The organism is Streptomyces sp. GL_140, from assembly GCF_057834465.1.
This window is the reverse complement of record NZ_CM174404.1, coordinates 6,292,466-6,305,574: the sequence shown is the minus strand read 5'-3', so window position 1 is coordinate 6,305,574 and position 13,109 is coordinate 6,292,466. Positions and strand designations below refer to the sequence as shown.

Annotated in this window: 3 protein-coding genes, 1 tRNA gene and 2 rRNA genes; 1 reads left to right on the top strand and 5 read right to left on the bottom strand. The window is 66.6% G+C overall.

Features of this window, described 5'->3' with window-relative positions:
* Positions 1–163: 163 nt before the first annotated feature.
* Positions 164–850: a response regulator gene (locus AC3IYJ_RS29705; protein WP_489397597.1), complete on the bottom strand. Its 687-nt coding sequence runs from the start codon at positions 848–850 to the stop codon at positions 164–166.
* A 236-nt stretch (positions 851–1,086) separates the two neighbouring features.
* The gene (locus AC3IYJ_RS29700) at positions 1,087–6,468 is read right to left on the bottom strand and encodes a HAMP domain-containing protein (protein ID WP_489397596.1); all 5,382 of its coding nucleotides are present in this window, start codon (positions 6,466–6,468) and stop codon (positions 1,087–1,089) included.
* A 393-nt stretch (positions 6,469–6,861) separates the two neighbouring features.
* Between AC3IYJ_RS29700 and AC3IYJ_RS29695 the strand changes: the two genes are divergently transcribed.
* Positions 6,862–9,396, top strand: coding sequence for a SpoIIE family protein phosphatase (locus AC3IYJ_RS29695; protein WP_489397595.1), 2,535 nt, complete (start codon positions 6,862–6,864; stop codon positions 9,394–9,396).
* A gap of 118 nt (positions 9,397–9,514) precedes the next feature.
* On the opposite strand, the gene AC3IYJ_RS29690 is transcribed toward AC3IYJ_RS29695, so the two are convergent.
* From AC3IYJ_RS29690 to AC3IYJ_RS29680, 3 genes are all read right to left on the bottom strand, one after another.
* A tRNA-Thr gene (locus AC3IYJ_RS29690) sits at positions 9,515–9,590 on the bottom strand.
* A 5-nt stretch (positions 9,591–9,595) separates the two neighbouring features.
* Positions 9,596–9,713, bottom strand: a 5S ribosomal RNA gene (gene rrf, locus AC3IYJ_RS29685).
* Between the two features lie 74 nt (positions 9,714–9,787).
* A 23S ribosomal RNA gene (locus AC3IYJ_RS29680) occupies positions 9,788–12,911 on the bottom strand.
* Between the last annotated feature and the right edge of the window lie 198 nt (positions 12,912–13,109).

Genomic DNA, 13,109 nt, shown 5'->3' with positions numbered 1-13,109 from the left:
TTACCGGTGTGCGTACCGGTGGACACGCGTGCCCACCGCTTCACCCGTTCGTGTCGCCACCTGTGGACCCGCTTTGACGTGCCGCCAGGCCTGACGGTCCGCCAGGCCTGCGGGCGGGCGCGCTCCTACGGAAACCCGCGAAATCCCACGGGCCCCACGGCTCTCAGCCCTGCGCGGGCAGCACGGGCGCACCGCTCCCGGTCCCCGGCTCCAGCGCGTCGAGCGCCCGCCGCAGTCCGGTGAGCTTGCGCTCCAGGTGGGCCGCGGTGGCCACCACCGACGGATCGGCGGCCTCCTCGCCCAGCTGCTTGGTCAGCGCTTCCGCCTGCTCCTCCACCGCGGCGAGCCTCGCGGAGAGCTCGGCCAGCAGCCCGGCCGTCTCCTTGGAGCCATCCACCGAGCCGTTGGAGCTGCCGCCCTCCAGCTGGAGCCTCAGCAGCGCCGCCTGCTCGCGCAGTTGGCAGTTCTTCGTGTAGAGCTCCACGAACACCGAGACCTTGGCCCGCAGTACCCACGGGTCGAAGGGCTTCGAGATGTAGTCCACCGCCCCCGCCGCGTAGCCGCGGAAGGTGTGGTGCGGACCGTGGTTGATCGCGGTCAGGAAGATGATCGGGATGTCCCGGGTCCGCTCCCGCCGCTTGATGTGCGCGGCCGTCTCGAAACCGTCCATGCCCGGCATCTGCACGTCCAGCAGGATGACCGCGAAGTCGTCCGTCAGCAGCGCCTTGAGCGCTTCCTCCCCCGACGACGCCCGGACCAGTGTCTGATCGAGCGCGGAGAGGATGGCCTCCAGCGCCAGCAGATTCTCCGGCCTGTCGTCGACCAGGAGGATCTTGGCCTTCTGCACCATGCCCTGTCCTCCTCGCCCCGGCATGGGGCCTCCCCGGCTCCTGGCACCGGCCTGTGCGCCGGGCCCCGCCCCAGAGGACGGCATCCTTGCGCCGTCCGTCCTTGTGCCGGTCATCGTAGCCCCAGTCCCGAGATCGCCACACCCTGTCACCAAGATGTCACTGTGCACGAAGCGGAAACGTGGTGGGAGGGCAGAAGGTTCCCTCGGGAGTCCCTTCCCGCCCGCCCGATCACGCCTCAGTTTCCGCGCATGTGTCCTTCCATGACCGACAGTAGGTAGTCGGGTTCGACCGGCTTGGTCACGTAGTCCGAGGCACCGGACTCGATCGCCTTCTCCCGATCCCCCTTCATCGCCTTGGCCGTCAGCGCGATGATCGGCAGCCCCTCGAACTGCGGCATCCGCCGGATCGCCGAGGTCGTCGCGTACCCGTCCATCTCCGGCATCATGATGTCCATCAGCACGAGCGCCACGTCGTCGTGCTGCTCCAGGACCTCGATGCCCTCCCGGCCGTTCTCCGCGTACAGCACCGCCAGTCCGTGCTGTTCCAGCACGCTGGTCAGCGCGAAGACGTTGCGCACGTCGTCGTCCACGATCAGCACCCGCTCGCCGTGGAAGTCGTACGTCCGCGGCGCCACCGGCAGCGGCTCGTCGACGGCCCACGCCTCCGCGTCGCCCTGCCCCGGCACCTCCGCCCTCGGCAGCGGTTCGCTCAGGGCCTTGCGCCGCCGCCGGAACAGCGCCGAGGACCCCTGCCCGACCGGCTCCCCGGCCCGCGGCGCGGCCAGCGGCTGCGCGGGCGACACCGGACCCTGCTCGGCCGGGGCCGCCGGCAGCGCGGGCCGCGCCGCCTCGGCGGCCGGCCTGCGGTACAGCTCGGCGCGCGCGCCGCCGGGCGTGGGCGGCGCGTACCCCTGCGGGGGCAGCTCGCTCGGGTTCAGCGGCAGGTACAGCGTGAACGTCGACCCCCGGCCCGGCTCGCTCGCCGCGTGGATCTCCCCGCCCAGCAGCCGGGCGATCTCCCGGCTGATGGACAGTCCGAGACCGGTGCCCCCGTACTTGCGGCTGGTGGTTCCGTCCGCCTGCTTGAACGCCTCGAAGATCACCAGCATCTTGCTCGCGGCGATCCCGATCCCGGTGTCGGTCACCGAGAAGGCGATCAGGTCGGCGTCCGCCTCGCGCAGCGAGCCGGCCTCCAGCAGCTGCTCGCGGATGGCGACGGGCACGTCGGCACCGGCGGGCCGGATCACCAGCTCCACCGCCCCGGTGTCGGTGAACTTCACCGCGTTCGACAGCAGGTTGCGGAGCACCTGGAGCAGCCGCTGCTCGTCGGTGTGCAGGGTGGCCGGGAGCTCCGGGGAGACCCGTACCGAGAAGTCCAGCCCCTTCTCCGCCGTCAGCGGCCGGAAGGTGGCCTCCACGTAGTCGACGAGCTGGACCAGCGCGATCCGGGTCGGCGAGACGTCCATCTTCCCCGCCTCGACCTTCGACAGGTCGAGGATGTCGTTGATCAGCTGGAGCAGGTCGGAGCCGGCCCCGTGGATGGTCTCGGCGAACTCCACCTGCTTGGGCGAGAGGTTCTCGTCCGCGTTGTCGGCGAGCAATTTGGCCAGGATCAGCAGGGAGTTGAGCGGGGTCCGCAGCTCGTGCGACATGTTCGCCAGGAACTCGGACTTGTAGCGCATCGAGACCGCGAGCTGCTCGGCGCGCTCCTCCAGGACCTGGCGGGCCTCCTCGATCTCGGTGTTCTTCACCTCGATGTCCCGGTTCTGCCTGGCCAGCAGCTCGGCCTTCTCCTCCAGTTCGGCGTTGGCGGCCTGCAGGGCCTTCTGCCGGTTCTCCAGCTCGTCGGAGCGCTCGCGCAGCTGCTCGGTCATCTCCTGCGACTGCTTGAGGAGCACCTCCGTCTTGGAGTTGACGGAGATGGTGTTGACGCTCGTACCGATCATCTCGGCGATCTGGCTGAGGAAGTCCTTCTGGATCTGCGTGAAGGGCTGGAAGGAGGCCAGCTCGATGACGCCGAGCACCTTCCCCTCGAAGAGCACCGGCAGCACGATCACGTGCGCCGGCGGGGCCTCGCCGAGCCCCGAGGAGATCTTCAGGTAGCCGGGCGGGGTGTTCTCGATGAGGATCATCCGCTTCTGGTCGGCGACCGTCCCGATCAGCCCCTCCCCCGGCCGGAAGGAGATGGGCATCTGGCCGCCGGCGTACGCGTAACTCCCGCGCATCCGCAGTTCGTACGAGCCCTCGGCGCCCCCCTCCGTCCCGATCTCGGTGGTGCCCCCGGTCGGCAGCGCCAGGAAGAAGGCGCCGTGCTGCGCGGAGACCACCGGGGTCAGCTCGCTCATGATCAGCGAGGCCACGTCGTCCAGCTCGCGACGGCCCTGCATCAGGCCGGAGATGCGGGCGAGGTTGCCCTTGAGCCAGTCCTGCTCCTTGTTGGCCAGGGTGGTGTCGCGCAGGTTCGCGATCATCGTGTTGAGGTTGTCCTGGAGGACCTGGATCTCCCCGGCCGCGTCCACGTCGATCTTGAGGTTGAGGTCGCCGCGGGTCACCGCCGTGGCGACGGCCGCGATGGCGCGGACCTGCCGGGTCAGGTTCCCGGCCATCTCGTTCACGGACTCGGTCAGGTCGCGCCAGGTGCCGTCGACGTCCCGGACCCGTGCCTGGCCGCCGAGGATGCCCTCCGTGCCCACCTCGCGGGCGACCCGGGTCACCTGGTCGGCGAAGGAGGACAGCTGGTCGACCATCGTGTTGATGGTGGTCTTGAGCTCAAGGATCTCGCCGCGCGCGTCGATGTCGATCTTCTTGGTCATGTCGCCCTTGGCGATGGCGGTCGTGACCATGGCGATCTGGCGCACCTGCCCGGTGAGGTTGGAGGCCATGAAGTTCACCGAATCGGTGAGGTCCTTCCACGTCCCGGAGACCCCCGGCACGTGCGCCTGACCGCCGAGGCGGCCCTCGGTGCCCACCTCGCGGGCCACCCGGGTGACCTCGTCCGCGAACGAGGACAGGGTCTTGACCATCGTGTTCACGGTGTCGGCGAGCTGCGCGACCTCACCGCGCGCCTCGACGGTGACCTTCTTCGTCAGATCGCCGTTGGCGACCGCCGAGGAGACCTGGGAGATGTTGCGGACCTGCGAAGTGAGGTTGTTGGCCATCAGGTTGACGTTGTCGGTCAGGTCCTTCCAGATGCCCGTCACCCCGCGCACCCGGGCCTGCCCGCCGAGGATGCCCTCCGAGCCCACCTCGCGGGCCACCCGGGTCACCTGCTCCGCGAACGAGGACAGCTGGTCGACCATCGTGTTCACGGTGGTGACGAGCTCCAGGATCTCGCCCTTGGCATCGACGGTGATCTTCTTCGAGAGGTCGCCGGTGGCCACCGCCGTGGTCACCTCGGCGATGTTGCGCACCTGGGAAGTGAGGTTGTTCGCCATGAAGTTGACGGACTGGGTGAGGTCCTTCCACGTGCCGGAGACCCCCTTGACCTCCGCCTGGCCGCCCAGGATCCCCTCGGTGCCCACCTCACGGGCCACCCGGGTCACCTGCTCCGCGAAGTTCGAGAGCTGGTCCACCATCGTGTTGAGGGTGTTCTTCAGCTCCAGGATCTCCCCGCGGGCGTCCACCTCGATCTTCTGCGACAGGTCGCCGCGGGCCACCGCGGTCGCCACCTGCGCGATGTTGCGGACCTGACCGGTGAGGTTCCCGGCCATGCCGTTCACCGAGTCCGTCAGGTCGCGCCAGACCCCGGCCACGCCGGGCACCTGCGCCTGACCGCCGAGGCGGCCCTCCGTACCCACGTCCCGGGCCACCCGGGTCACCTGCTCCGCGAAGGCGGACAGCTGGTCGACCATCGTGTTGATGGTGTTCTTCAGCTCCAGGATCTCGCCGCGGGCGTCCACGTCGATCTTCTGGGAGAGGTCACCGCGGGCCACCGCCGTGGTGACCTGGGCGATCTGGCGCACCTGGGAGGTCAGGTTCCCGGCCATGAAGTTGACGGAGTCGGTGAGCTCCTTCCAGGTACCGGAGACCCCCTCGACCCGCGCCTGACCACCGAGCCGGCCCTCGGTTCCCACGTCCCGGGCCATGCGCGTGACCTGGTCCGCGAAGGAGGACAGCTGGTCCACCATCGTGTTCACGGTGTTCTTCAGCTGGAGCATCTCGCCGGAGACGTCGACCGTGACCTTCTGCGACAGGTCGCCGTTGGCCACCGCCGTCGTCACCTGGGCGATGTTGCGGACCTGACCGGTGAGGTTGCGGAAGGCGGTGTTCACCGAATCGGTGAGGTCCTTCCACGTCCCGGCCGCGCCCGGCACCTGCGCCTGGCCGCCGAGTTCACCCTCCACGCCGACCTCACGGGCCACGCGCGTCACTTCCGCACCGAAGGACTGGAGCTGGTCCACCATCGTGTTGACGGTGTTCTTCAACTCCAGCATCTCGCCCGCGACGTTCACGGTGACCTTCTGCGACAGGTCGCCGTTGGCCACCGCCGTCGTCACCTGGGCGATGTCGCGCACCTGCGTGGTGAGGTTGCGGAAGACCGTGTTCACCGAATCGGTGAGGTCCTTCCACGTCCCGGCCGCGCCCGGCACCTGCGCCTGCCCGCCGAGCAGGCCCTTCGCCCCGACCTCGCTGGCCACGCGCGTGACCTCGTCCGCGAAGGTCCGTAGCGTCTCGGTCATCTGGTTGATCGTTTCGGCCAGCTGCGCGACTTCGCCGCGCGCGCTCACCCGGACCTTCTGCGACAGGTCACCGTTGGCGACCGCCGTGGTGACCTGCGCGATCCCGCGCACCTGGGCCGTCAGGTTGCCGGCCATCGTGTTGACGGAGTCGGTCAGGTCCTTCCAGACGCCCGCGACTCCGGGCACCTTCGCCTGACCGCCGAGCTCGCCCTCCGTACCCACTTCCCGGGCCACCCTGGTGACCTCGGAGGAGAACGAGGACAGCTGGTCCACCATCGTGTTGACGGTGTTCTTCAGCTGGAGCATCTCGCCGGCCACGTGCACCGTGACCTTGCGCGAGAGATCGCCCTTCGCCACCGCCGTCGTCACCAGGGCGATGTCACGCACCTGGGCGGTGAGCCGGTACGCCATCGTGTTGACGGAGTCGGTCAGGTCCTTCCAGGAACCGGACATTCCGCGCACCTGGGCCTGGCCGCCGAGCTTGCCCTCGGTGCCCACCTCCAGCGCCACCCGCGTCACCTCGTCGGTGAACGCGGAGAGCTGGTCGACCAGGTTGTTGACCGTCCGGCCGACCTTCAGGAACTCCCCGCGCAACGGATGCCCGGCCCCCTCGGCGGCCTGGGTCCGCAGGTCCATCCGCTGGTCGAGGTCACCCTCGGCGACCGCCGACAGCACCCGGCCCACCTCGGACACCGGCCTGGCCAGGTCGTCCACCAGCTGGTTCGAGGCATCGATCGCGGCCGCCCAGGAGCCCTCGCAGGCACCCGTTTCCAGCCTTTCGCTGAGCTTGCCCTCGCGGCCCACCATCCGCCGCACCCGGGACAGCTCCCCGGTCAGGTGGAGATTGCGGTCGGCGACCTCGTTGTAGACGGCGGCGATCTCCGCCATCACGCCCTCGCCGGACACCGTCAACCGCTTGCGGAAATTTCCGTCCCGCATCGACACCAAGGCCGTGAGCAGCCTGTTCAGTGCCGCGGTATCAACTTCCGTCGTGTCGCCCCGCCGGGACCGTCCGCCCTTAGGGCGCGTTCCCGTACGCCGCACCGCCGCGCCAGACTCCACCGTGTCCCTCCCGAAAGGGTCGACCACTGTTCCACCGGGCACCGCGCTCATCACGCTGCGCCCTTTACGCTGTGCCCATCAACCTGCGCCCATCAACTACCTGACTCCAAGCCTGCCCAGTGTTTCACCTCGGCCCAACCCGGCCATAACACTCCGGCACCATCGCACACGGGCCGTACCCTGCGGGTGGATTCCCCGACGACGGCAACATGGCGGGCGCGAAGGTAAGTAACCTGGCACATCCGATGTCCACCGCGTCGAAGGAGACTCGTGATCACGGCACGGGCGGCTGCCAGTTTTGATCCACAAGGGCGCTCGGTCGCCGCCGCCCGAGCGTTCGTCCGCGACACCCTCCAGGGCTGGGGCTTCGCGGACATCATCGACGACGCGGTGGTCCTCACCAGTGAGCTCGTCACCAACGCCGTGGTCCACGCGGGCACCAGCGCCGAAGTCCTGTGCCTGCGCACCGAGGACGGCGTACGGGTCGAGGTCGCCGACCGGTACCCGGAGCGCGAGCTCCCGCTCCACCTCCCCGGCGAGCGCCCGTACGCCGACCCCGACCGCGAGAACGGCCGCGGGCTGATGCTCTGCGCCGCCCTCGCCACCCGCTGGGGCGTCGAATACACGGCCGCGCACAAACACGTGTGGTTCCGGCTCGACATGCCGGACCGTCCGGTCGGTACCCGCTCCGCGGGCCCGGTCGTCCCCGACCAGCTGCTGCCCCTCGCCGACAGCCGGGTCCGCGTCGCCGTCGTCCAGGTCGACGCCACCGACACCGTCTCCGGCTGGAACGAGGACGCCGAGATCATCTTCGGCCACCCCGCGGAGAAGGCCGTCGGCCGCCCCCTCGCCGAACTCGCCGCCTGGCCCCAGACCCCCGGCACCGGAACCGGCATCGCCGAGGCCCTGCGCCTGTCCCGCTGGGAGGGCAGCTACGGCATCCGCGGCGCCGACGGCCGGGTCATCCCCGTCTACGCCTCCCACCTGCGGGTCCGCGATGCCCACGGCGAGCCCTCCATCGTCTGCCTCCTCGTCCACGACGACGAGCGCGCCCTGCTCCAGACCCCCGCGCGCCTCCCCGCCACCGACGGCGGCACCCTCACCGAGCCCCGCCCCGTGGACCCCTTCGAGATCTTCATCGGCTCCCCCGCCCCCGACGACCTCGACGGCCTCCTCCAGCGCACCGTGGAACGCGCCCGCGACCTCCTCGACGCCGACGCCGCCTTCCTCCTCCTCGCCACCGACGACGAGACCGAGCTGGAGGTCCGCGCCACCACCGGGCTGCCCTCCACCCGCCAGCGCTTCGCGCGCGTCCCCATCGAAGCCGGCACCAACCGGTGGGGCAGCGCCCGGATGCCCGCCGTCCACGACGACCTCCTCGTGGTGCCCGGAGCCGTCCCGCTCTTGGAATCCACCGGCATGCGCTCCGCCGTCACCGTGCCCCTGAAGGTCGAGGGCCGCCTCACCGGCTCCCTCGGCGTCGCCACCGAATCCTCCGGCCGCTACTCCAACGACGACGCCCTGCGCCTCCAGTTCGCCGCCGACCGCATCGCCCTCGCCGTGGAATCGGCCCGCCTCGGCGAGCTCGAACGGCTGCGCCGCGGCTCCCTCTCCTTCCTCGTCGAGGCCTCCGACCTGCTCGCCGGCACCCTCGACCGGGACCAGACCCTGGCCCTCATGGCCCAGATGGCCGTCCCCACCCTCGCCGCCTGGTGCGCCGTCTACACGATCGCCGACCCGGCCTCCGACCCGTACCTCTCCTACGTCCTGCACGAGGACGAAGAGCGCATCGACGGCCTCAAGGACCTTCTCTCACAGGTCAGTCCGCCCGAACCGGTCCGCGAGGCCGGCGCCCGCCCCTGGCCCTCGACGGCTCTCGCGGTGGGCGGCGAGACGGTGGTCCTCCCCCTCCTCGCCCGCAACCGCGTCATCGGCATGCTGACCCTCGGCAAGCCCTCCGAGGAGCACTTCCGCCAGGAGATCCTCGAACTCGCCGAGGACCTCTCCCGCCGCGCCGCCCTCGCCCTGGACAACGCCCGCCTGTACTCCGAGCGCACCGCCATCAGCCGCTCCCTCCAGCGCAGTCTGCTGCCGCCCGGCTCCCCCGCCATCCCCGGCATGGAGGTGGAGGTCATCTACCGCGCCGCCGGTGAGGGCAACGAGGTGGGCGGCGACTTCTACGACGTCTTCCCGATCCGCCCCGGCGTCTACGGATTCGCCATCGGCGACGTCTGCGGTACGGGCCCCGAGGCGGCCGCCGTCACCGGCCTGGCCCGCCACGCCCTGCGCCTCCTGGCCCGCGAGGGCCTCGGCGGCCCGGCCGTACTGGAGCGCCTCAACGCCGCGATCCTCGACGAGGGCGACCGCAGCCGCTTCCTCACCCTCCTCTACGGGGAGCTCCACCCCCAGCCCGACGGCAGCGCCCACATGAAGGTGGTCTGCGCCGGCCACCCGCTCCCGCTGCGCCTGCGCCCGAACGGCGAGGTCCTCCCGGCGGCGGACCCGCAGCCCCTCCTGGGTGTCCTGGAGGATCTCGACCTCTACGAGCAGACCCTGACCCTGGACCCGGGCGACGTCCTGCTCTGCGTCACGGACGGCATCACCGAACGCCGCGAGGGCACCCGCATGCTCGGCGACGACGGCCTCACCGAGGTCCTCAGCACCTGTACGGGGCTCACGGCCGGCGCGGTGGCCTCCCGGGTGCTGCGCGCGGTGGAACGCTTCGCCGCCGAACCGGCCTCGGACGACATGGCCATCCTCGCCTTCCGCGTCCCCCGCCAGCGCGAGGGCGACCAGCCCGCCTGATCCCCGGCCGACCCCCTGCTGGGCCGGCCGGGGTCGGCCGTGGTCGACTCTCAGACACCGTCCCCGGCCCGAGGGGAAAACAAAAAAGGCCCCCGCCAATGGCGGGGGCCTTCTCTCTTGGAGCCCTTTAACGGAATCGAACCGTTGACCTTCTCCTTACCATGGAGACGCTCTACCGACTGAGCTAAAAGGGCGGGTTGTTCGGCGGCGTCCTACTCTCCCACAGGGTCCCCCCTGCAGTACCATCGGCGCTGAAAGGCTTAGCTTCCGGGTTCGGAATGTAAACCGGGCGTTTCCCTAACGCTATGACCACCGAAACACTATGAAGTTAACCAACCGGATATGAACACAGTTCGTTACTTCAGAACTAACACAGTGGACGCGAGCAACTGAGGACAAGCCCTCGGCCTATTAGTACCAGTCAGCTCCACCCGTTACCGGGCTTCCACATCTGGCCTATCAACCCAGTCGTCTACTGGGAGCCTTACCCTCTCAAGGAGGTGGGAATACTCATCTTGAAGCAGGCTTCCCGCTTAGATGCTTTCAGCGGTTATCCCTCCCGAACGTAGCCAACCAGCCATGCCCTTGGCAGGACAACTGGCACACCAGAGGTTCGTCCGTCCCGGTCCTCTCGTACTAGGGACAGCCCTTCTCAATATTCCTACGCGCACAGCGGATAGGGACCGAACTGTCTCACGACGTTCTAAACCCAGCTCGCGTACCGCTTTAATGGGCGAACAGCCCAACCCTTGGGACCGACTCCAGCCCCAGGATGCGACGAGCCGACATCGAGGTGCCAAACCATCCCGTCGATATGGACTCTTGGGGAAGATCAGCCTGTTATCCCCGGGGTACCTTTTATCCGTTGAGCGACGGCGCTTCCACAAGCCACCGCCGGATCACTAGTCCCGACTTTCGTCCCTGCTCGACCCGTCGGTCTCACAGTCAAGCTCCCTTGTGCACTTACACTCAACACCTGATTGCCAACCAGGCTGAGGGAACCTTTGGGCGCCTCCGTTACTTTTTGGGAGGCAACCGCCCCAGTTAAACTACCCATCAGACACTGTCCCTGATCCGGATCACGGACCGAGGTTAGACATCCAGCACGACCAGAGTGGTATTTCAACGGCGACTCCACCATGACTGGCGTCACAGCTTCAAAGTCTCCCACCTATCCTACACAAGCCGAACCGAACACCAATATCAAACTATAGTAAAGGTCCCGGGGTCTTTCCGTCCTGCTGCGCGAAACGAGCATCTTTACTCGTAGTGCAATTTCACCGGGCCTATGGTTGAGACAGTCGAGAAGTCGTTACGCCATTCGTGCAGGTCGGAACTTACCCGACAAGGAATTTCGCTACCTTAGGATGGTTATAGTTACCACCGCCGTTTACTGGCGCTTAAGTTCTCAGCTTCGCCACACCGAAATGTGACTAACCGGTCCCCTTAACGTTCCAGCACCGGGCAGGCGTCAGTCCGTATACATCGCCTTACGGCTTCGCACGGACCTGTGTTTTTAGTAAACAGTCGCTTCTCGCTGGTCTCTGCGGCCACCCCCAGCTCAGGAAGCAAGTTCCTTCACCAGTGATGGCCCCCCTTCTCCCGAAGTTACGGGGGCATTTTGCCGAGTTCCTTAACCATAGTTCACCCGAACGCCTCGGTATTCTCTACCTGACCACCTGAGTCGGTTTAGGGTACGGGCCGCCATGAAACTCGCTAGAGGCTTTTCTCGACAGCATAGGATCATCCACTTCACCACAATCGGCTCGGCATCAGGTCTCAGCCTTATATGAGGGACGGATTTGCCTACCCCTCGGCCTACACCCTTACCCCGGGACTACCACCGCCCGGGCTGGACTACCTTCCTGCGTCACCCCATCGCTTACCTACTACAAGTCTGGTTCGTCGGCTCCACCACTTTCCTTTCCCCGAAGGGTCCGGAACGGCTTCACGGACTTAGCATCGCCTGATTCGATATTGGGCGTTTCAAAGCGGGTACCGGAATATCAACCGGTTGTCCATCGACTACGCCTGTCGGCCTCGCCTTAGGTCCCGACTTACCCTGGGCAGATCAGCTTGACCCAGGAACCCTTAGTCAATCGGCGCACACGTTTCTCACGTGTGTATCGCTACTCATGCCTGCATTCTCACTCGTGAACCGTCCACAACTAGCTTCCGCTGCTGCTTCACCCGGCACACGACGCTCCCCTACCCATCACAGCGGGCGTTGGCCCTATTGCTGCAATGACACGACTTCGGCGGTACGCTTGAGCCCCGCTACATTGTCGGCGCGGAATCACTTGACCAGTGAGCTATTACGCACTCTTTCAAGGGTGGCTGCTTCTAAGCCAACCTCCTGGTTGTCTCTGCGACTCCACATCCTTTCCCACTTAGCGTACGCTTAGGGGCCTTAGTCGATGCTCTGGGCTGTTTCCCTCTCGACCATGGAGCTTATCCCCCACAGTCTCACTGCCACGCTCTCACTTACCGGCATTCGGAGTTTGGCTAAGGTCAGTAACCCGGTAGGGCCCATCGCCTATCCAGTGCTCTACCTCCGGCAAGAAACACGTGACGCTGCACCTAAATGCATTTCGGGGAGAACCAGCTATCACGGAGTTTGATTGGCCTTTCACCCCTAACCACAGGTCATCCCCCAGGTTTTCAACCCTGGTGGGTTCGGTCCTCCACGAAGTCTTACCTCCGCTTCAACCTGCCCATGGCTAGATCACTCCGCTTCGGGTCTAGAGCGTGCAACTCAATCGCCCTATTCGGACTCGCTTTCGCTACGGCTTCCCCACACGGGTTAACCTCGCTACACACCGCTAACTCGCAGGCTCATTCTTCAAAAGGCACGCAGTCACGACCGTTATTCCGAAGAATAACGGCGACGCTCCCACGGCTTGTAGGCACACGGTTTCAGGTACTATTTCACTCCGCTCCCGCGGTACTTTTCACCATTCCCTCACGGTACTATCCGCTATCGGTCACCAGGGAATATTTAGGCTTAGCGGGTGGTCCCGCCAGATTCACACGGGATTTCTCGGGCCCCGTGCTACTTGGGAGATTCTTAAGCAAGCCGCTGATGTTTCGTCTACGGGGGTCTTACCCTCTACGCCGGACCTTTCGCATGTCCTTCGACTACATCAACGGTTTCTGACTCGCCGACCGGCCGGCAGACCGATCAAAAGAATTCCCACAACCCCGCATGCGCAACCCCTGCCGGGTATCACACGCATACGGTTTGGCCTGATCCGGTTTCGCTCGCCACTACTCCCGGAATCACGGTTGTTTTCTCTTCCTGCGGGTACTGAGATGTTTCACTTCCCCGCGTTCCCTCCACACTGCCTATGTGTTCAGCAGTGGGTGACAGCCCATGACGACTGCCGGGTTTCCCCATTCGGACACCCCCGGATCAAAGCTCAGTTGGCAGCTCCCCGGGGCCTATCGCGGCCTCTCACGTCCTTCATCGGTTCCTGGTGCCAAGGCATCCACCGTGCGCCCTTAAAAACTTGGCCACAGATGCTCGCGTCCACTGTGTAGTTCTCAAGCAACGACCAGCCACCCATCACCCTCACCTACTAGAAGTGAAGTTCACTGGGGCCGGCATCGCAGAAGATAAGACCTTACGGCCGTACCCTCAGATACCCAACAACGTGCCAAGCACGATCCCCGCCACTCAAACTGTTTTCCACGCCGAAGCAGTACTCACAGAA

What these genes read in the sequence shown, in the direction of transcription:
- AC3IYJ_RS29705 (WP_489397597.1), bottom strand. Translation starts at nt 850, where the DNA reads ATGGTGCAGAAGGCCAAGATCCTCCTGGTCGACGACAGGCCGGAGAAT.
- AC3IYJ_RS29700 (WP_489397596.1), bottom strand. Translation starts at nt 6,468, where the DNA reads ATGCGGGACGGAAATTTCCGCAAGCGGTTGACGGTGTCCGGCGAGGGC.